The 20,301-nt window shown below is 61.7% G+C and carries 16 protein-coding genes; 9 read left to right on the top strand and 7 right to left on the bottom strand.

Going from position 1 to position 20,301, the window contains the following annotated elements:
* Positions 1-165: 165 nt before the first annotated feature.
* Together BLV09_RS36155 and BLV09_RS36150 are read left to right on the top strand one after the other, a co-directional pair.
* Complete coding sequence (locus BLV09_RS36155; protein WP_100383066.1) at positions 166-3,363, top strand: efflux RND transporter permease subunit; 3,198 nt, start codon at positions 166-168, stop codon at positions 3,361-3,363.
* A 33-nt stretch (positions 3,364-3,396) separates the two neighbouring features.
* Positions 3,397-4,611, top strand: a complete 1,215-nt coding sequence (locus tag BLV09_RS36150) for a mandelate racemase/muconate lactonizing enzyme family protein (protein ID WP_146690825.1) — start codon at positions 3,397-3,399, stop codon at positions 4,609-4,611.
* Positions 4,612-4,633: 22 nt separating this feature from the next.
* Here the strand turns inward: BLV09_RS36150 and BLV09_RS38555 are convergent, their stop codons facing one another.
* A complete protein-coding gene (locus BLV09_RS38555) occupies positions 4,634-4,756 on the bottom strand; it encodes a hypothetical protein (RefSeq protein WP_283806818.1) in 123 nt (40 codons plus the stop codon).
* A 469-nt stretch (positions 4,757-5,225) separates the two neighbouring features.
* Complete coding sequence (locus BLV09_RS36145) at positions 5,226-5,525, bottom strand: HU family DNA-binding protein (protein ID WP_100383068.1); 300 nt, start codon at positions 5,523-5,525, stop codon at positions 5,226-5,228.
* Positions 5,526-5,954: 429 nt separating this feature from the next.
* On the opposite strand from BLV09_RS36145, the gene BLV09_RS36140 reads away from it, so the two are divergent.
* Entirely contained in the window at positions 5,955-6,353 is a 399-nt protein-coding gene (locus tag BLV09_RS36140; protein ID WP_146690824.1) for a hypothetical protein, read from the top strand.
* 90 nt (positions 6,354-6,443) lie between these two features.
* Here BLV09_RS36140 and BLV09_RS36135 read toward each other — a convergent pair whose 3' ends face one another.
* Positions 6,444-7,478, bottom strand: coding sequence for a S1C family serine protease (locus tag BLV09_RS36135; RefSeq protein ID WP_146690823.1), 1,035 nt, complete (start codon positions 7,476-7,478; stop codon positions 6,444-6,446).
* Between the two features lie 328 nt (positions 7,479-7,806).
* On the opposite strand from BLV09_RS36135, the gene BLV09_RS36130 reads away from it, so the two are divergent.
* The 6 genes from BLV09_RS36130 to BLV09_RS36105 all read left to right on the top strand — a co-directional run bounded on the left by BLV09_RS36130 (position 7,807) and on the right by BLV09_RS36105 (position 14,849).
* Positions 7,807-8,589: an ABC transporter ATP-binding protein gene (locus BLV09_RS36130; RefSeq protein ID WP_146690822.1), complete on the top strand. Its 783-nt coding sequence runs from the start codon at positions 7,807-7,809 to the stop codon at positions 8,587-8,589.
* A complete protein-coding gene (locus BLV09_RS36125) occupies positions 8,586-9,440 on the top strand; it encodes an ABC transporter permease (RefSeq protein ID WP_244548922.1) in 855 nt (284 codons plus the stop codon). The genes BLV09_RS36130 and BLV09_RS36125 overlap by 4 nt, the downstream gene beginning before the upstream one ends.
* A 26-nt stretch (positions 9,441-9,466) precedes the next feature.
* Positions 9,467-10,435: an ABC transporter substrate-binding protein gene (locus BLV09_RS36120; RefSeq protein WP_146690821.1), complete on the top strand. Its 969-nt coding sequence runs from the start codon at positions 9,467-9,469 to the stop codon at positions 10,433-10,435.
* A 187-nt stretch (positions 10,436-10,622) separates the two neighbouring features.
* A complete protein-coding gene (locus BLV09_RS36115) occupies positions 10,623-11,960 on the top strand; it encodes an amidase (protein WP_146690820.1) in 1,338 nt (445 codons plus the stop codon).
* A gap of 201 nt (positions 11,961-12,161) precedes the next feature.
* Positions 12,162-13,520, top strand: a complete 1,359-nt coding sequence (locus tag BLV09_RS36110) for a glycosyltransferase (RefSeq protein ID WP_146690819.1) — start codon at positions 12,162-12,164, stop codon at positions 13,518-13,520.
* A gap of 117 nt (positions 13,521-13,637) precedes the next feature.
* Positions 13,638-14,849, top strand: a complete 1,212-nt coding sequence (locus BLV09_RS36105) for a Bcr/CflA family efflux MFS transporter (RefSeq protein WP_146690818.1) — start codon at positions 13,638-13,640, stop codon at positions 14,847-14,849.
* A gap of 77 nt (positions 14,850-14,926) precedes the next feature.
* Here the strand turns inward: BLV09_RS36105 and BLV09_RS36100 are convergent, their stop codons facing one another.
* The 4 genes from BLV09_RS36100 to BLV09_RS36085 all read right to left on the bottom strand — a co-directional run bounded on the left by BLV09_RS36100 (position 14,927) and on the right by BLV09_RS36085 (position 20,105).
* Positions 14,927-15,766 carry an alpha/beta fold hydrolase gene (locus tag BLV09_RS36100; protein ID WP_100383075.1) on the bottom strand — a complete coding sequence of 280 codons (840 nt, stop codon included), beginning with the start codon at positions 15,764-15,766 and terminating at the stop codon, positions 14,927-14,929.
* A 251-nt stretch (positions 15,767-16,017) separates the two neighbouring features.
* Complete coding sequence (locus BLV09_RS36095) at positions 16,018-16,959, bottom strand: Lnb N-terminal periplasmic domain-containing protein (RefSeq protein WP_244548921.1); 942 nt, start codon at positions 16,957-16,959, stop codon at positions 16,018-16,020.
* A 304-nt stretch (positions 16,960-17,263) separates the two neighbouring features.
* Positions 17,264-18,715: a metal-dependent hydrolase family protein gene (locus BLV09_RS36090; RefSeq protein WP_146690816.1), complete on the bottom strand. Its 1,452-nt coding sequence runs from the start codon at positions 18,713-18,715 to the stop codon at positions 17,264-17,266.
* Positions 18,716-19,076: 361 nt separating this feature from the next.
* A complete protein-coding gene (locus BLV09_RS36085) occupies positions 19,077-20,105 on the bottom strand; it encodes a class I fructose-bisphosphate aldolase (protein ID WP_146690815.1) in 1,029 nt (342 codons plus the stop codon).
* Positions 20,106-20,301 lie beyond the last annotated feature (196 nt).

Genomic DNA, 20,301 nt, shown 5'->3' with positions numbered 1-20,301 from the left:
TCGATTAAGCTCGCTTTTGAGGCGATCAATATTACGAAAAAGTAATTCGCTCACGAATTGGATGAGAACTTAGTGATTGGAAAACCTTCTCGCGCGATGCCAGAAACTCTCGGCGTGAGTTTTGCAGCGCAACCGCTGTTTCGCGATTGATCGAGAAGCGCACGAATGAATGCCATCGTCAGAATTGCCCTCGGGCGGCCGTACACCTTTGTCGTGCTCGCGCTGCTTATTCTGATCATCGGGCCGCTTGCCGCGCTGCGCACGCCGACCGATATCTTCCCGGACATCCGGATTCCCGTCATCGGCGTGGTCTGGCAATACACCGGCCTGCCGCCCGACCAGATGTCGGGGCGCATCACCACCCCGTTCGAGCGCTCGTTGACCACCACGGTCAACGACATCGAGCACATCGTCGCGAACTCCTATAACGGGTTCGGCATCGTCAAGATTTTCTTCCAGCCCAATGTCGATATCCGCACCGCTAACGCCCAGGTCACCGCGATCTCGCAGACCTTGCTCAAGCAATTGCCGCCGGGCGCGACGCCGCCGCTGATCCTGAACTACAACGCATCCACGGTGCCGATCATCCAGCTCGCGCTGTCGGGCGAAGGCCTCACCGAACAGAACCTCGCCGATATCGGCATCAACCAGCTGCGCACGCCGCTGGTGACGGTGCCTGGCGCCGCCATCCCCTACCCTTACGGCGGCAAGCAACGGCAAATCCAGATCGATCTTGATGCGTCCGCATTGCAGGCGCGCGGGCTGTCAGGACAGGATGTCGCCAACACGCTGGCGGCGCAAAACCTGATCACGCCGGTCGGCACCGAAAAGATCGGATCTTTCGAATATACCGTCCAGCTCAACAATTCGCCGTCGAAGATCCAGGAACTCGGCGACCTCCCGATCAAGACCGTCAACGGCGCCATGGTCTATGTGCGCGACGTCGCCAACATTCGCGACGGCAATCCGCCGCAGACCAACATCGTGCATGTCGACGGCAACCGCTCGGTGATGATGATGGTGCTGAAAGCGGGCTCGGTCTCGACGCTTGATATCATCGCCGGCATCAAGCAGAAGGTGCAGGAGTTCAAATCCTCGCTGCCGGACTCGTTGAAGATCGGCTTCATCGGCGATCAGTCGCTGTTCGTGCGCGGCGCGATCACCGGCGTCGCCCGTGAAGGCATCATCGCAGCGCTCCTGACCAGCGTCATGATCCTGCTGTTTCTCGGCAGCTGGCGCTCGACCATCATTATCGCCACCTCGATCCCGCTCGCGGTGCTCGGCTCCATCATCATGCTGTCGGCGATCGGAGAGACGCTCAACATCATGACGCTGGGCGGGCTTGCGCTCGCGGTCGGCATTCTCGTCGACGAAGCCACCGTGACGATCGAGAATATCAATTACCACCTCGAACAGGGCAAGGAAGTCGAACAGGCGATCTTGGACGGCGCCAACCAGATCGTGGTGCCGGCGTTCGTGTCGCTATTGTGTATCTGCATCGTGTTCGTGCCGATGTTCTTCCTGACCGGCATCGCGCGCTTTTTGTTCGTGCCGATGGCGGAAGCCGTGATGTTCGCCATGGTCTGGTCGTTCATCCTGTCGCGCACGCTGGTGCCGACGATGGCGAAATATCTGCTGCACCCGCACGTGCATCACGGCGAACACGGGCCTCCGCCGACCCGCAATCCGCTGGTGCGGTTTCAGCGGGCGTTCGAGGCCGGCTTCGAGCGGTTCCGCAGCGCCTATCGCGACCTGCTCGGGATCGCGCTGATGCACCGGCCGGCATTCGTGATCGGCTTCATCGGCTTTATCGCCGTGTCGTTCCTGCTGGTGCCGTATCTCGGCCGTAACTTCTTTCCCTCGGTCGACGCCGGCCAGATCCTGATGCATGTGCGGACCCAGGTCGGCACCCGCGTCGAAGATGCCGCCAATCAGTTTGCCGACATCCAGAAAGCCATTCGCACGGTAATCCCGCCCGAGGAGATCGAGACCATCGCCGACAATATCGGCATGCCGATCAGCGGCATCAACATGACCTATAACAACACCGGCGTGATCGGCCCGCAGGACGGCGACATCCAGATCAAGCTGAAGGAAGGTCACGAGCCGACCGACGGCTACGTCAAGGCGCTGCGCGAAAAACTGCCCGCGCAATTCCCCGGCGACATTTTCGCGTTCCTGCCGGCCGATATCGTCAACCAGATTCTCAATTTCGGCGCGCCGGCGCCGATCGATCTGGAAGTTCGCGGCGCCAATCTCGACGGCAATTTCGGCTATGCCAACAAATTGCTCACGAAAATCCGCCACATTCCCGGCGTCGCGGACGCGCGCATTCAGCAATCGGCGCGAAGCCCGAGCTTCAATGTCGATGTCGATCGCACCCGCGCGCAATATGTCGGCCTGACCGAACGCGATGTCGCCAACAGCATGGTGGTGAATCTGGCCGGCAGCTCCCAGGTGGCGCCGACCTACTATCTCGATCCCAATAACGGCGTGTCCTATTCGATCGTGATGCAGACGCCGCAATACCAGCTGGATTCGCTGAGCGCATTGGAAACCCTGCCAATGACCGCGCAGGGCATGCAGACGCCGGTCATTCTCGGCGGCATCGCCAACATCACCCGGTCGACCTCCAACGCGGTCGTGTCGCAATACGATATCCAGTCGATGGTGCAGATCTACGCCACGCCGCAGGGGCGCGATCTCGGCGCGGTGGCGGCCGATATCCGCAAGGTGATCGCTGAAACTGCCAATGAATTGCCCAAGGGCAGCTCGGTCGCTTTGGTTGGCCAGGTGCAGACCATGGAGAGTTCGTTCTCCGGCCTGCTGTTCGGACTGCTCGGCGCCGTGGTGCTGATCTATCTCCTGATCGTGGTGAACTTCCAGTCGTGGTCCGATCCCTTTGTGATCATCACCGCGCTGCCGGCGGCGCTGGCCGGCATCGTCTGGATGCTGTTTACGACGCAGACCACGCTGTCGGTGCCGGCGCTCACCGGCGCGATCATGTGCATGGGCGTCGCCACCGCCAACAGCGTGCTGGTGATCAGCTTTGCGCGTGAGCGTTACGAATATCTGGGCGATCCGATCGCCGCGGCGCTGGAAGCCGGCTTCGTCCGTATCCGCCCGGTCATGATGACGGCGCTGGCGATGATCATCGGCATGCTGCCGATGGCGCTCGGCCTCGGCGAAGGCGGCGAGCAGAACGCCCCGCTCGGCCGCGCCGTGATCGGCGGCCTGATGTTTTCGACGGTTGCGACCTTGATGTTTGTCCCGGTTGTGTTCAGCATGGTGCACAAGATGCGGGAGCCAGCCTCGGCAGAGGTGGTGCCGCTCGACGAGCGACGCGCTCAGGCTGCTGAGTGACGACAAAAAAATAAAAACATAAGGGGAAACGTTATGCCCGGGATATCCAAGGTGCGCAGCGTGGAAACGCTGGCGTGCGACGCCGGCTGGCGAAACTATCACTTCGTCAAGATCACCACCGAAGACGGCGTGGTCGGCTGGAGCGAATTCGACGAAGGTTTTGGTTCACCCGGCCTCGGTGCGGCGATCGAGCGGCTGTCGACGCGCGTGATCGGGCAGAACGCGCTTCAGCACGAGCGCATCTACGCCGAACTTTTTGCGGCCACCCGTCCCAGCACCGGCGGCGTCATTGCACAGGCGCTCGGCGCGATCGAAAACGCCCTGCTCGACGTCAAGGGCAAGGTGCTCGGCGTACCCTGCTATGAACTGCTCGGCGGCAAGATCCGCGACCGCATCCGGGTCTACTGGTCGCATTGCGCGACGTGGCGCATCAATCATCCGAGCTGGTACAAGCCGGAGATCACCGATCTCGATGGCGTAAAAGCGATCGGCCGCGAGGTCCGCGAGAAAAAGTTCACGGCGCTGAAGACCAACATCTTTACCTATGACGGCGGCAAGCCGCAGGGTTGGCGGCCGGGTTTCGGCTCGCCGTTCGAGCCGGAGATCAACGTCGACCGCAAGGTGTTGCGCGACTTGCGCATGCATCTCGAAGCCATCCGCGACGGCGCCGGGCCCGATGTCGACATCCTGCTCGATCTCAATTTCAATGCGAAGACCGAAGGCTATCTCAAGATCCTGCGCGAGATCGCCGACCTCGACATGTTCTGGATCGAGATCGACACCTTCAGCCCGGAAGCGCTCGGCTATATCAGGCGGCAAAGTCCGCACCCGATCTCGTCCTGTGAGACGCTGACAGGCTTGCGCGAATTCCTGCCTTACTTTCGCGAGCAGGCGATGGATGTCGCGATCATCGACACGCCCTGGAACGGGGTGTGGCAATCGATGAAGATCGCGGCCGCCGCGGAGGCCTGCGAAGTCAACGTCGCCCCGCATAATTTCTACGGCCATCTCTGCACCATGATGAACGCGCATTTCAGCGCAGCGGTGCCGAACCTGCGGATCATGGAGACCGATGTCGATCGCCTCGCCTGGGACCACGAGCTGTTCACCCACGTGCCCGAAATCAAGGACGGCTATCTCGTCATGCCCGACCGGCCCGGCTGGGGCACCGAGCCCAACGAGGACGGGCTTCGCGCCCATCCGCCAAAGGGCAAAGGCGGGCTGCTGAACTACGGACGGAAGACCTGACTTCGCCCGCCGTGCCCGGCTTCTATTCCTTCGACACGACAAGCTTCATCGACATCGATGCCACGGCGGCCGCGACCATGATCGCGGCCAACGCGGTAAGCCCGAAGACGTAGGAGCCGGAAAACTCCTTCAGCCAGCCCATCATCGAAGGTCCGGCAAAACCACCGACCGTGCCGATGCTGTTGATGAAGGCGAGTCCAATTGGGATCGCGCGGGACGCTCGGCTGCGAGAGTGCCATCTCCTGTCCCCTCTCCCGGCGAAATTTCTTGTTGGGCCGTGCCCGTGCAGCATAGCAGCGCGGCACCGGGATACATCTGCCCGGTCCCCGGTGAGGAGGCTGGTTCTTCAGCTATTCTTAATTGTATTTCTTGAGATCTGGGCCGATGCCGGCGCCAAGGGATTCCTGCGCCAAGGACGTTGCTATCCTGATCCCCGCTGGCGGGGATCAGGAGCATTATTGACATAAGAATAGCGCACCGGAGCGGAGGGGATGGTCGCGCATCTCAAAGAACCATCGCGACAGACAATAGAAGCAGGCGCGGGCTCATTTCGGCCGTCCGCCCCCTCAACGTCCCCCCTTAATGCAAAAGGCCCCTTGCGGGGCCTTTCACACTTAAACCGCGTCCTTCGCAGCCTTGACCGGGCGCGCCCTGACGATCTTGCGGGCCGGCTTGGCCTTGAAGGTCATGGCCTCGCCCGTGAATGGGTTGGTGCCCTGCCGAGCCTTGGTGGCGGGCTTCTTGATCACGACGAATTTGGCAAATCCGGGAACCAGGAAGAGACCGTTCTTCTTCAGCTCTTTGTAGCCGACGCTCGCCAGCGTCTCGAGCACGCCCTTGACGTCCTTCTTCGCTACTTCGGTTTCGCCAGAGATCTTCTCGATCAACTGCGATTTGGTCATCTGTACAGCCATTTTCTCTCCTTTAAGTGTGATTCGGGTCACGCGACAGTATTTAGAAAAACCTGCAAAAACCGCGTATCCCGCGATCTACACAGCTTTGTTGGCGGCGTGGCCACCCCCTCGGGCCATCATCGGTAGACGATTCGCAACGCCGCCGCCCCCTATATTTATAGGGTTTGCGTGATTTTAGCCAGTTGAAGGCCTGATTTTATAGGTGTATAGGCCCACGCCGTCCGTTCGCCTGCCTCTGTCAGGCATGATCTTTTCGGAGAATCGGCTCCATTTAGCGTTAACGGGTCTCCGATCGGCGCGACCTGTTCAGATATCGCCGCCCCTTTTTACGCGCCTAATTCCGATCAATTGCCGCATTACAAGGCGTCCACGTCAGGAACATTCGCGACGGCGGGCCGTTCTCTCCACAACGAAAGCAGGAGAATGGTCATGACAAAATTCAAGACGATAGGCGCGGCCTGTCTAGCAATTGCATTAGCTGCGGCATCGCCGGCACTCGCACGCGGCGGACATGGTGGTGGCGGCGGCCACATGGGTGGTGGCGGCGCGCATTTCGCGGGCGGCGGCGGATTCCACGGTGGTGGCTTTCACGGCGGTGGATTCCGTCGTGGCGGTTTCGGACCGGGGATTGCGGCTGGCGTAGTTGCCGGCGCGGCGCTCGGTGGCCTCGGCTACTACGGCGGCTATGGCCCGGATTATGGCGACTCCTACGCCTACGATACCGACGGCGGTTACGCGCCCGCTCCCTATTATGGCAACGGCGATTTCGTCTGCCAGCCCGGCACTTATTTTCGTGGCGAAGACGGCCGCCGGCATCTTTGCCAGTAATCGGCTTTAGAGCGACGCAAGAAAAAAGGCAGAGAAAAAGCAGAGAAAAGGCGGCCAGATCGGCCGCCTTTTTGTGTTGGTACGAGCCGCCTAGCGCGCTGAACGCTTGCGTTCGATCGGATGAATGTCGATCTCGCGCAGACGTCCCAACCGCAGCACATCCATCTTGAGCTTGCGATCGATGCGGTCGCGATCCAGCGTGCGGATCAAATCATCGACGCCGTTGATCTCGACATTATCGAGACGGATGACGACATCGCCCGGCAACAAGCCGGCCTGTGCCGCCGGCGTATCCGGCTCGATCTGCATCAGAAGAGCGCCCATCTTGTTGTCGACGCCGGCGAGCACCGCATGCCGCCGCGGAACCGGCGCGCTCTGCCCGGACACGCCGATATAGGCGCGCCGCACATAGCCGTGACGGATGATCTCCGACAGCACGAATTGCGCGGTGTTGCTGGCAACGGCAAAACAGATGCCCTGCGCGCCGCTGATGATCGCGGTGTTGATGCCGATCACCTCCGCCGACGACGACACCAGCGGTCCGCCGGAATTGCCCGGATTGAGCGCGGCATCGGTCTGGATCACATCCTCGATGGTGCGGCCATTCGCCGAGCGGATCGAGCGGCCGAGCGCCGAGACCACGCCGGCAGTGACGGTGGACTCGAACCCCAAGGGATTGCCGATCGCGATCACGAGCTGGCCACGGCGCAGGCTCTTTGAATTACCCAGCGACGCGTAGTGCAGGTCGCGCACGCCATCGGCGCGCAGCAGCGCGAGGTCGGTATCGGGATCGACGCCGAGCACACGCGCATCGGTGACAATGCCCTCATTATCCCGCAGCCTGATCTGTTTTGACGAGCCGACCACGTGGCTGTTGGTCAGCACCAGCCCGTCGGGCGAAATGACGATGCCGGAGCCGAGCCCGCCACGCTCGCGCGATCCCGGCTCTTTCGAGCCGGTCTCCACGCGCACGACGGCCGGCCCAATGCGTTCGGTGACGCTGATCACCGCATTGGAATAAGCGTCAAGCAAAGCCTGGTCGTTGGCGGGAGCGGCCTCGGAAGCGGGTTCCGGCGGGTTTGATGATGAGAAGTCGTCGATGGTATCTCGGGTAAAGTCCAACATGGCTAAAATCCTCTGATGTCAAATGGTGGCCACATTTCGTGACCGCAAGAGCCGCCAAGAGGCCCTGCCCGGCGCGCGGTTCCGGTCAGGCAGACGAAAACGCACCTTCTCAGGGGCGCACAGGACGTCCGATGGCTTGGCCCGGCGGTCCTCACGCGGCTGTTATCGTCAGCCTGTCATGCATAATTTCGCAGCGGGCTGAGGAGTTTTTGCGCACGGCCCCGGCGCCATGCCCCGGCCGGCACAGCGTAAACCGGCTTTAGCGCCATGACAGCACGGCTTTCCGCCCCTTGGCGTGTGGCATACAAGTTGCGTTGGCTGTCCTGCGATGCAGCCCAGTCAAGTCCAGTTAAGCGTTCGAAACGTCCGAAAATCCTTCCAGGGCAAGGCCGGCGAGGTCCGCGTCCTTGACGACCTGTCGTTTGACATCAACGCGCGCGACTTCGTCAGCATCATCGGGCCGAGCGGCTGCGGCAAGACCACGATTTTCAACATCATCGCCGGCCTGATCGAGCCCGACTCCGGCGCGATGCAGTATCTCGGCCAGGACATCGAGAGCCTGCGCGGCCGCGTCGGCTACATGATGCAGAAGGACCTGCTGTTTCCCTGGCGCACCGTGCTCGGCAACGTGCTGCTGGGGTTGGAGACGCGCGGCGTCGACCGCACCGAGGCTGAAGGCAAGGCGCGGGAATATCTCAAGGGGTTCGGCCTCGCCGGATTCGAGAACGCCTATCCGAAGACGCTGTCCGGCGGCATGCGGCAGCGCGTGGCGCTGATCCGCACGCTGATCATGGACCCCGATATTCTCCTGCTCGATGAGCCGTTCTCCGCGCTGGACTACCAGACGCGGCTTTATCTCGAAGGCGTGCTGAAGGACGCGGTCGAGACCTACCACAAGACCGTAATCCTGGTGACGCACGACATCGACGAAGCGGTCGCGTTGTCGAAGCGCGTGGTCGTGCTCAGCGGCCGGCCCGCGCGCGTCAAGATCGTGCACGACATCGATATCGCCGCCGCCTCCCCGATCGCGGCGCGCAGCGACACCAGGTTCTCGGGCTATTTCCACGCGCTCTGCGCCGAACTCGACATCCAGACCGAGAAAACCGCGTGACCCTCACCATGCCCGGCGCAGCTCCCCTGCCGAAGCGTAAACCGCGCGCGCGGCGCCGCCGCGCCAGCTTCGACACCACGCTCGGCCGCACCGCGCTGCAGGCGCTGGCGGTGATCGCATTCTTTGCTGTGTGGGAGATCGGTGTGCGGATGGGATGGATCTCCGCCTTCCTGGTGGGGTCGCCATTCGGGATCTTCGCCGATGGCTTCAAGATGATCATGAGCGGCGATCTGCTGTCGGACACCTGGTACACCCTGTTCGAGGCCATTCTCGGCTTCGTTATCGGCACCATCCTTGGATCGCTGCTGGGGCTCGCGCTCTGGTACTCGGTGTTCGTGGCGCGGCTGGTCGAGCCCTTTATCGTCGCCATCAACAGCGTGCCGAAGATCGCGTTGGCGCCGATCGTGGTGCTGTGGTTCGGCACTGGCCTCGTTTCCAAGGTCGCGCTATCGGTCTCGCTGACCGCGATCGTGGCGCTGATCGCGGCCTACCAGGCCGCCAAGGATGCCGATGTCGATCTGCAATCGCTGCTGATCTCGATGGGCGCGGACAAGCATCAGGTGTTCTTCAAGGCCGTGGTGCCGTCGACCTTGCCGTCCATCATCGCAACCTTCCGGATCAATATCGGCTTCGGGCTGGTCGGCGCGGTGGTCGGCGAATTCATCTCGTCGCAGCGCGGGCTCGGCCACCTGATTTACACGGCTTCCAGCCTCTACGATCTCAACACCGTGTGGGTCGGGCTGTTCACGCTGATGATCATGGGGTTCGTCCTCTATTACGTCATCGACATCATCGAGCGGACCAGCCTGCCCTGGAAGCAATCCAACATTACCCATCAGGTTCAAGTCTAGCTCACATGCACATACGGAGACGTCAGATGTCGTTGCCCACGCGCGTTGCCCGCGCCGCCGCGTTGATCTCGGTCCTGCTCGCCACGCCGGCACTCGCCGAGAACAAGAAGGTAGTGCTGTCGCAGGCATTCCAGTCGATGCTGTATCTGCCGCTCTATGTGGCGATCGACGAGGGCTTCTTCACCCAACAGGGCCTCGACCTCACCAAGGAGACCGCCGGCGCGCCGACGGTGGCGCTCTCGGCGGTCATTTCCGGAAGCGCACAGTTTTCCATTCATGGACCGGAATGGACGGCAATCGCGGCCTCCAAGGGGGCGCCGGTCGATATCATCGCCAATGTCGTCAATGGTGCCGCGGTGTGGATCGCGACCGCGCCGGACTTCAAGTTCGACAGCATCAAGGACATCAAGGGCCAGAAGGTCGTCACGGGCCTGATGCCGACCACCAGCACCTCGCTGTTCATCAAGCTGCTGAAGGAAAACGGCATGGACGCCAAGACCGATGTCGACATGATCCCGGTCGCGATCGGCTCCGAGCCTGGCCCCTTCGTCGCCAAGCAGGCCGACATCGCCGTGATGTATGAGCCCGGCCTCGATCAGGCCGTCGCCAAGGGCATGAAGGTCGTGCTCGGCTTTCCGAAACTCTATGGCGCCTACGCCTTCTCGGCCGTGACCGCGCGCAAGGATGTCGACCCCGATACCGCGCAGCGCGTCGTCAACGGCATGGAAATGGCGATGCGCTTCATGGCCAAGGACGAAGCCAAGACCGTCGAGATCGCCAAGAAGGAGTTTCCGACGCTCGACCCGGTCGTGGTGGAAGCCGCCGTCAAGCGCATGCTCGCCGATGGCGTCTATCCGCCGAGCGTGGATATATCAGCCGACGCGCTGAAGGTGTCGATGGATACGCAGATTGCGCTCGGGAATCTCGCGAGCCAGCCGGACTACAAGTCGTTCGTGGTGAAGACGTTCATCGATCCGGCGCTTGCGATGAAATAACCCGATGGCACCCGTGCAGACTTCCGGTTTGCGCGTCCTTTCTCCCTGATCTATTGATTGAGAGCCCGGTTCTGGTTGAATGAGGATCGGGCTCTAATATTTTGTTTTGACGCGTTTTTCTCCGCGCGAAGCGGTATCCTCTTCGCTCGAAAACGCTTTAAGACGATCTGCCCCGGGAATGAACGACATGACCGATCCGACCGCACGCTCCGCCCTTCAATCCGGCGCCGGGGTTCTCGAACTTCTCCGCCTGTTCAGGGACGATCAGGCGGCGGCGGACGCCTATGCGGCGGCCTGTCTGGAAAAGACGAAGGCCGTCGAGCCCATGCTCAAAGCGTTCGAATACCTTCCCCCGGACGTCGCGCGACGGCCGGGCCCGTTGTCCGGCATTCCCGTCGCCATCAAGGACATCATCGCCACCTCGGACATGCCCACGACCAATGGCTCGCCGGTCTACCGGGATCACGTTCCCGCCGCCGACGCCTGGGTGGTCGAGCGCCTGCGCAATCTCGGCGCCACGATCTTCGGTAAGACGGTGTCGACCGAATTCGCCTGGCGGCATCCGGGACCGACGGTCAATCCGTGGAACAACAAGCATACGCCGGGCGGATCGTCGTCAGGATCGGCGGCGTCGGTCGCGGCCGGCATCGTCCCGTTGGCGCTGGGCACGCAGACGCTCGGCTCGGTCATCAGGCCCGCCGCCTTCAATGGCGTGGTCGGGTTCAAGCCGAGCTTTGGCGCCATCCCGCGCACCGGCGTGCATCCCTTAAGCCCCTCGCTCGATCACGTCGGCTTCTTTGCGCGGCGCGTCGACGATGTAGCATTCGCCCTGTCGCTGCTGTCAGGCACAAGCGACCGCGATCCCCATGGCCGGCCGGTTCCCGGCTTTGCGGTCGATATCGGTCACGGCGTGCTGCCGCTCGACAAACCGTGCCTTGCCATTGTCCGCTTTGCCAAATGGTCGAAGGCTGAACCAGAGCAGCAGAAGGTCTTCGATGCTACCGTCGCGACGCTGCGCAGATCGGGCGCCGTCCTCGACGAGTTTGAACTCGCCGAGATCGATCACGGCAATTGGAGCGCGATCAACACCATTCTCGCCGCCGAAGGTGCCGCGATCTTTGCGGACCTGGTGGCGCGCTATCCCGATCGCACCAGCGATCATCTGAAGTCGCTGGTTCAGACCGGAAAGGCCCACCCGGCGACCGACTATCTCAGTGCCAAGGCGTTGCAGGAGAAATGGCGCAACGCCTTCACCACCGACATATCAGGCTATGACGCCGTGTTCACGCTGCCAGCCTTCGGCGAGGCGCCGCTGGGCCTGCACTATACCGGCGACGCCGAATATTGCGCGCCGTGGACCCTGCTCGGGGCCCCGGCGCTGTCGCTGCCGGCCGGCTTCGGCAAGAACGGCCTGCCCTTAGGGATTCAGATCGTCGGCCCCTATCGGCAGGATCTTCGAACGCTGCGCGTCGCCAAATGGATCGAAGGCGTTTTGAAGTTTGATCCGGGTATTGCGAATATTTAGTGAAGAGGTGAAACGCCCGACGTCTCATCCTCGCACCTTGGTGCCTTCGCAAAGCCATCACACATTGCAACCGTAACCGTTTCGCGCCGCTGCGAAATCGATGCGTAACGGCGATCCTTCAGCCTGTTTCTCTGCCTGAGTCGGCCCGTCGGACAACTCTCCGCATGGCCGGCTCTTTCGACAACCAGAGAGACAGATCACATGAAAATTCTCATCGCTTGTACCCCCGCGACAGGCCATCTCAATCCGCTGCTTGCGGTTGGGCGCATGCTGATTGCCGAAGGCCACGAGGTCGCCTTTCTATCGGGCAGCGTTCTGCGCAGCCGCATCGAAGGTATTGGAGCAAAATTCCACGCCTTCCCCGAAGGCGCGGACTTCGATCTGCGCGACTTCGGAACCGTGGCTCCCGAACTCAAAACCATACCTCCGGGGCTGGACTGGCTGCGCGTCGCCATCGAGCGTGTGTTCATCGACGCCATCCCCGCTCAACACAAGGGTTTGCAGCAGGTTCTGCGAAATTTCGCGGCCGACGTCGTCATCGGCGACGACATGCTGTTCGGCGTTTTGCCGATGCTGCTCGGGCCTCGCTCGAAACGGCCCCCGATCTTGCTTTGCGGCACATCGTTCTTGCACTGGCGCCGGGAAGATGGCGCTCCGAATTTTGCCGGCTTGCCGCCTGCAACCACGAAGCAGCAACGCGACGACTACGCGGCGATCTATCGTGAACATGACAAGGTAGTTTATCAAGCTTCGGCCGATCTTTTGAACCGATGCTTGCAGTCCTTCGGTGTGGGGCCGCTGTCGATGCCCATGTTCGAATCCGTCGTGGAGCTCGCAGATGCCTATCTGCAGCTCACGGTTCCAAGTTTCGAATTTCCACGCGACATCCCACCCACGGTAAATTTCGTAGGCACGCCTCCCATCATTCCGAAGCAGGCTCCGCTGCCATCATGGGCCAGCGAGCTCGACGGCTCGCACAAGGTGGTCCTGGTGACGCAGGGAACGCTGGCCAATCACAATTTCGGGCTGCTGGTCGCGCCCACGCTGGCCGCGCTCGCGAACGAGCCTGATGTGCTCGTGATCGCCACTGCGGGCGGGCGCCCCATCGACGCCATACCTGGCCCAATTCCGGGCAACGCGCGCCTCGCCCAATATCTGCCGTTCGAATGGGTACTGCCCAGGGTCGACGTATTCGTCACCAACGGTGGCTATGGCAGTGTCAACCAGGCCATGAGCTTCGGAATTCCCCTTGTGACTGCGGGGCTCACCGAAGACAAAGCCGACGTCAACGCGCGCGTGGCATGGTCCGGAATTGGAATCGATCTCGCCACCAACCAGCCTACGCCGCAGGCGTTGCGTGAAGCCATTCGAACCGTACTCGACAAGCCAAATTATCGTTCGCGTGCGTCGCTCATGGCGGACGAGTTCGGCCGGATAGACACGCGATCCGAAATCCTCCGGATTGTCGGCCAGATTTCGCAGACCTCGGGCAACGATGGTTTGGAATGGAGCGGTGTCGCGGAAGAATCGCGGAAGACAAGAGCAATCAAGCGCGCCTGAGCGCATCGTCGCAGCCGAGCCCCTCCAGAATGCGCCTGGGATGCGCGAAGCGATCGCGAATTTCAGGGCATTCTGGCGGCGCCGACGCGGGTTGCCCCACCACAGGATATGCGACCAGTGCGTATTCCGCCTGCTTCCATGGCCTTCACCCTGCTGATGAGCTTTCTTGTCGCTTTGCCATCCTTCGGCATCGACATGAGCCTGCCGGCCATCACCGAAACGGCAGCCGCTCTCGGCGTCGCGCCGGCACAGGCCGGCTTGACGATGAGCCTCTTCATGCTCGGTTTCGCCGTCGCGCCGCTGTTCTATGGGCCCGCGTCCGATCGATATGGCCGAAAACCTGTCGTCGTGTTCGCCTGCACGCTCTTCATCATCGCCGGGCTCGGCTGTGCGCTGGCCCGATCGCTGCTGGCCCTGCTGATGTGGCGTGTCGTCCAGGGTGCCGGGGCCGGCGCCGGCATGACCATCGCTTTGGCCATTATCCGCGACCTGTTCGAGGGGCAGGCCGCCCGCACCAAGCTCTCCTATGTGGCCATCGCGACGATGATGGTGCCGATGATCGCGCCGACAGCGGGAGCGGCGCTGCTCGCCCTCGGCGGCTGGCGCCTCATCCATACGGTGCTTGCCGGGGTCGGCCTGCTCTTGCTGCTGGCGATGTTGCTCGGCTTCGACGAGAGCGCACGGATCGACCCGGCCAACCGGCTGGTCCCTTCGATCATCGCTCGCAACTATCTTCGTGTCCTGATGCACCCGCTCTGCCTTGGGTACATCCTGGTCAACGCCGCCGCTTTCGGCGCGCTGTTCGCTTATGTCAGCGGCTCCTCGCTGTTCCTGATCAATGGCGTGGGGCTGAGGCCCCTGCAATATGGCCTCGTCTTTGCGGCGACCTCGCTGGGCATCATGACGGGTGCCTTTCTCAACAGCCAGCTCAGCGCCCAGGGCGTCTCGCCCTTCTATCCGCTCACGGCCGGCCTTGTGCTCGCCGCGGTTTCCACGACCTTGTTACTGGCGATGACGTTAGCCGGCTGGATGCCGCTCTCTCTCGTCATCTCGCTTCTGGTCCTCGGCAATCTGGCGTTCGGGCTGATCGCGCCCAACGCAATGCAAGGGGCCATGCAGCCCCTGCCGCAAATTGCCGGCGCTGCCGGCGCCGCAACCGGCTTCATCCAGATGGCGATAGGTGCCGTTGTCAGCGGGCTCGTGGTGGCACTTTATGATGGACACTCCGCACTCTCCATGACCGCCTTCATGGCGCTGTGCTCGCTTCTGGCGCTGGTCTCATATCTGCTGCTGGCGCGTCCCGCCGAGCGCGTCGTCGTGTTGCCTTGAGCATGCGCACTGTCGCGCCTCGCTGCTTGCCAATGGCGGCCTTGATCCGAGGCAGAGCCTGCCCAATCAGGCCATCTCTACTCGTCTCCCAGGAAGTGCAGGATGGCAAAATTGAACTGCCGCGGGTCCTGCAGAAAGGCGAAATGGCTTGTGTTGGGCAGGATCAGCAGCCCCGCATGCGGGATCGTCGCCGCGATATATTCGGTGTGCTCACGCTTGATCGCCTCGTCATGGTCGCCATCGACGACGAGGACGGGCGTGTCGATCGCCTTGAGCTGCGCATCGCTCCAATTTGGCTGTTCGGCCCACATCTTGCTGATCTGGCCGACAAAGGCGTCGTACTCCTTGGGCGTCGCCGAACGGGCCTGGTATTCGTGGCCGGCGCGCTCGATATAGGCGGCGAAGGTCGGGTTCTTCTCGACGCCGTCCTTGACACCCGACGTCACCGTATTGGCTGCAAAGGCGAAGATCTTGCGGACCCTGTCCTTGTGGCGCATGGCGAGATCGATGCCGAGAATGCCGCCATCGCTCCAGCCCACGATGTCGGCCCTGGCGATTTTCAGATTGTCCATCAACGCCACGACGTCGTCGGCCATCAGATCGTAACCATAGGGCCGCGCATCGCGTGTGCTGCGGCCATGGCCGCGGCTGTCCATCAAAATAACGGTATGATGCGCCGCCACGGCCGGGACCTGACCGCCCCAATAGTCGGTATTCGCCAGACCGCCGTGCAGGAAGATTACCGGCGAGCCCTGGCCATAGATCGCATAATGGATGCTGATGCCATTGACCTGCGCCTGACCGATGCGGTCGGTCACGATTGGCGCCGGCGTCGGCGGCAAGGTCTCCCATCGCTCTGCCGCAAGCGCCGGCAGAGCGGCGAAGAAGAGAAGCGGCGTGAGCAGAAAAGCGCGCATAAGCCTCTCCCGGGTCGTCTGGCTCCTTGCCAGCTTTCCGCTTTTCCGCCTCGCGCGCAAGCGGCCACGTCCAGACATCATTTCCGGGTGCGAAGCTTTTCGGACCTCGCGCGCTGGCCAACGTTGAGTCCGTGATGCGCAGCCAAATGGACGAAGGGGGCAATGTGAAGCGCTCCCTACGCCCTGCTTCATTTTCGAAAACCGAAATGAGGCCGCGAACGACCGCTCGACGATGGCTGCCGTTGCGCGGATCATGGAGGGATCGTCGGCAGGGACGCTCGAATGCGTTGCGAAAAATCGGGCGCGCTGTCGGCCGCCAGCGCCGCCTCGTTGATCAGCGAACGTCGCCGCAGTTCGTCAAACGGCAGTGTCGTGTCGATCCGGCCCGAGGAGTAGAGGTAGTTATCGACCAGACCGTTGAGGAGATGGCGAATGTTGAACCGGCCCACCCGGCCGGCGGCGTTCGCGTAACGCACGATGTTGATGGTGCAACTGTTGGTCAGCAGGTGGTAAAATTCCGGCTGATCGGCGAGTTCGTTGATCCGCGCCAGGTAGACAAGTAGCAGCCGGCGCGCATCATCGGCCGAGGTGTTGAGACGGTAGAGATACACAGCCTCCCGCCGGTAGTTGGTGCGCACCCGCACCAGGTCGCGCTCGTCACCTACCACATAGATCAACTCGAATTGCTTGAAGAGCGAGGCGACCGGCGCAAAGCCCTCGCCGACCTCCGGTCGTGTCTCGATCGAGATACTCAGCGGCGGCGCATTGTCGAAGATGAAACTCAGGAACGTGTGTCCGACGGGTCCCGTGCTGAAGTAGGACACGTAGAAATCGAGGGCCGTCAAATGCGACAGCAATATCTCGCGCTCTTCATAGCGCACCGTGAAATCATTCCGGGTGCGGTAGTCGAAGTTGCGAACCCCGGTGAGCCGCACGCGATCGCCGTCGATAAACGCTCGCGGCATCACCGCGACTTCCGGCCGCCAGTTTCGATCGTGTGACGGACGGATGGAGATCCACCCCGCCACCACGCCGAAAAACAGCACGATCGCGATCGCTGACATCCACCATCGACGCGAAAGCCAGAGAGCCCAGATCGCGAATACCGCGAAGGCGACCGCCAATCCCAGACGCAGCGCGATGAACGGCAGATTCGAATAGTAGATGGCAAGCGCGGCCCACGCGATGAGCACGGCGCGGCACAAAAACCAGACTGCGGCGATCAGCCATCCCAAAGACCGGGACAGGAACCTGCGAAATGAACTCAGTGGCTCCTCCCGCTTGCTCGAACTACCGGACCGATGTTGGACGTTGCTGCGGCTGGCGGCGATACGGTGCGTGTTATTTCACGACCGACGGATGTGCTGAATTGGACCCGAGGGCATGATTCAACCGAGTTGAATCATGCTCGTCGTCGATCTCCTTGTTTGAGCACCGCGCAAACGCTTCGCGTTTGTCGCGAGGGAAAACCGGTGCGCCCTTTTTCCGGATCATGCTCTAATTGCCCAGGGTATTCTTGTAGATTCGGCCATCCTTCATGATGACGACAAAATTCTTGTCCGGATTTGCGACAAGATTGATATCCTCAAGCGGATTGCCGTCGACGAGCAGCAGATCGGCAAGCGCCCCGACTTTAACGACACCGAGCTTGCCGGGATAGGGATTGATGAAACCGGAAAGAGCCATCAACTCGCCATTGTCGGCGGTGGCCATCTTCAATGCCTCGGCAGGCGTGTACCAGCGGACCATCATGGCGAGATATTGACCCTGCCGGCTGGCGGCCCCCGCATCGCCCAGGATATCGGCGCCCCAGGCCGTCTTGATCTTGTACTTCTTTGCGAGCTTGTAGGCGTTCTCCGTTCCCGCGAACACTTCCAGCGCCTTCTTTTGCGACACCGGGCTCATCCGCGCGAAAACGTCTGCATCGTAGGTCAGTGGCTGCAAACTCCACCAGATACCCTTGTCTGCCAGCAGCTTGGCCGTGGGCTCGTCGATCAATTGGCCATGTTCAATGCATTTGACGCCGGCGGCGATCGCTTGTCGGATCGCAGCCGGAGTATACGCGTGTACGGCTACATAGGTGCCCCAATTTTCGGCCGCCTCGACCGCGGCATGAAGCTCTGCTTCGGTGAACTGCGTTGACTCGATCGGGTTGTGTTGGGAACTGACGCCACCGCCTCCCATCAGCTTGATCTGACTCGCCCCCGCTCGAAGTTGCTCGCGCGTACGCAGCCGTACCTCGTCGGGGCTGTCGGCGATGGCTGCGATGCCCTCCAGTTCGGACTGGCTTAATGGCCCTCCCATTGCCCGCGGAACTTCGTATCGCGAGCGAAAATCCCCATGCCCCGAGGTTTGCGAGATCATTGCGCCCGAGGGATAGATGCGCGGACCAACGGTGACGCCCTCGTCGATGGCGCGCTTGAGTCCGAATACGGGACCGCCCATGTCGCGGATGGTAGTGAAACCCCTCATCAGCGTCGCCCTGGCTTCCCGTGCAGCCAATAGATTAAGGTAGCCGGGATCTGCGGTCAGAAGGACTGCGGGAGCCACTGCCGCCATGAACATATGCCAATGCGCGTCGATCAGGCCCGGCATCAGCACACGCCCGTTTGCGTTGACAACGCGCACGTCGGTGGCCGCCTCTGCGGCAACCGGATTTGCCGATATCTGCTCGATCGTGCTGCCCCTGACGAGCACATTGGAAGACGCTGACAGCTGCGCGCTCTTGCCGTCGAAGATACGGACGTTCTGAAAAAGCGTCACCCCGGCAGCAGGCAAAGTGGGAGCAGCCTCCTCAGGTCCGAGCTCCAGCGCTTCTTGCTGCGCCAGACCGGTCTGGCAAAGCCCGATCAAGAGCATCGCCGACAGCAGTGCTGGACGTACGATGCATTGCAGCGTCCGGATCGTCGTCAAGCCGGAAGATATGCTCGAACCATTTCCCGAGTTCATCGCGCACACTCCCTTTCGAAAGCATCGAGACAATCACGCGAATATCCGCTCCTTCCTCGAAGGCGGACGACCCGAGGCTAGCACAGGATTTCCGCCCCGTGGCACTTTTCGATTTCGCAGCAACGCCAACCGGCAAGGGCGAGAATATCGCCATCGCATGCACGAGCGCCCGAGCCGGAACGGCTCGCCTTAAATTGACTCAATTCTTGTCATTCCGGGGGCCCGCGCAGCCGTGAGCCGGCGTCCAAGCTCCCTGTATTTCGGTGTTACGGATCGCTCGGCTTTGGCTCGCAACAAACATGCGCCCCGAAACGACGCAGTCTAAATTGCAACCGTCCACGATCGATCTGCCATCGGAGCCCTACGCCGCTTTCTTGGTTTCCAGATCGGCCTTCCACTCACCCTTGGTGGCGAGCGAATTCATCAGCGCGCGATGGCTGAACGCCTGTTGCCCGGCCGGAACGTTCTCGGACTTGCCCGACCATGCCTTTTGCGGCGCCGCCTGCAATGCGCGGCCATAGGAGAAGGTCAGCTTCCACGGCAGACCGCCGATCCGGTTCATGGCGTCGAGATGCGCGGTGGCCTCTTCGTCGTCCTGGCCGCCTGACAGGAACGCGATGCCCGGCACCGCCGCCGGCGCACACTCTTTCAACAAGCGGATGGTTTTTTCCGCGACTTCCTGAACCGGCGCCTGCTTCGGGCATTTCTTGCCGGAGATGACCATGTTGGGCTTCAAGATCATGCCTTCGAGCGCGACACGCTGGATACGCAATTCCTGAAATACCTTGTTGAGGACGCGCTTGGTGACGTCGTAACAACGATCGATATCGTGATCGCCGTCCATCAACACTTCCGGCTCCACAATGGGCACGATCTGCGCGGCCTGGCACAGCGCTGCATAGCGCGCGAGCGCATGTGCGTTGACATGAATCGCGGTCATGCTCGGAATGTCCTTGCCGATATCGATCACCGCGCGCCACTTCGCAAAGCGAGCGCCTTGCTTGTAATAATCCGCCAGCCGCGCGGCGAGCTTGTCGAGGCCGACGGTCACGAGTTCGCCGGGGCAACCGGGCAGCGGCTGGGTGCCCTCGTCGACCTTGATGCCGGGGATCGCGCCCGCCTGCTCGATCAGCTTGACCAGCGGCGTGCCGTCCTTGGCCTTCTGCCAGATGGTCTCGTCATACAGGATGACGCCGGAGATGCATTTCGACATGGCATCCTTGGAGCGGAACAGCATCTCGCGATAATCGCGCCGGCTCTCTTCGGTGGATTCCACCTTGATCGCGTCAAACCGCTTCTTGATGGTGCCGGTGGATTCGTCGGCGGCGAGAAGCCCCTTGCCCGGCGCGACCATGGCCTGCGCCACCTTGTTGAGATCGAAAAGGTTCATCGCTGTCTCCCGGATTTGTGAATTTCAGGCGTCGTGATTTTCTGAAGATAAGAACGGCTCGGAGGCCAATCCGTTGCAGTGCAGAATATGCAAAGCCGGCCCCGCGCTCAAGCGCCGCCGCCGACGGGCACTCTGTCACACGCGGCCTGGCAAGGCCGTAACATCAGGGGGAACCCCATTTTTGGTGCACTGCGTC

It is taken from the genome of Bradyrhizobium canariense, from assembly GCF_900105125.1.
GTDB lineage: Bacteria > Pseudomonadota > Alphaproteobacteria > Rhizobiales > Xanthobacteraceae > Bradyrhizobium > Bradyrhizobium canariense_A.
This window is presented reverse-complemented; position numbering and strand designations above follow the sequence as displayed.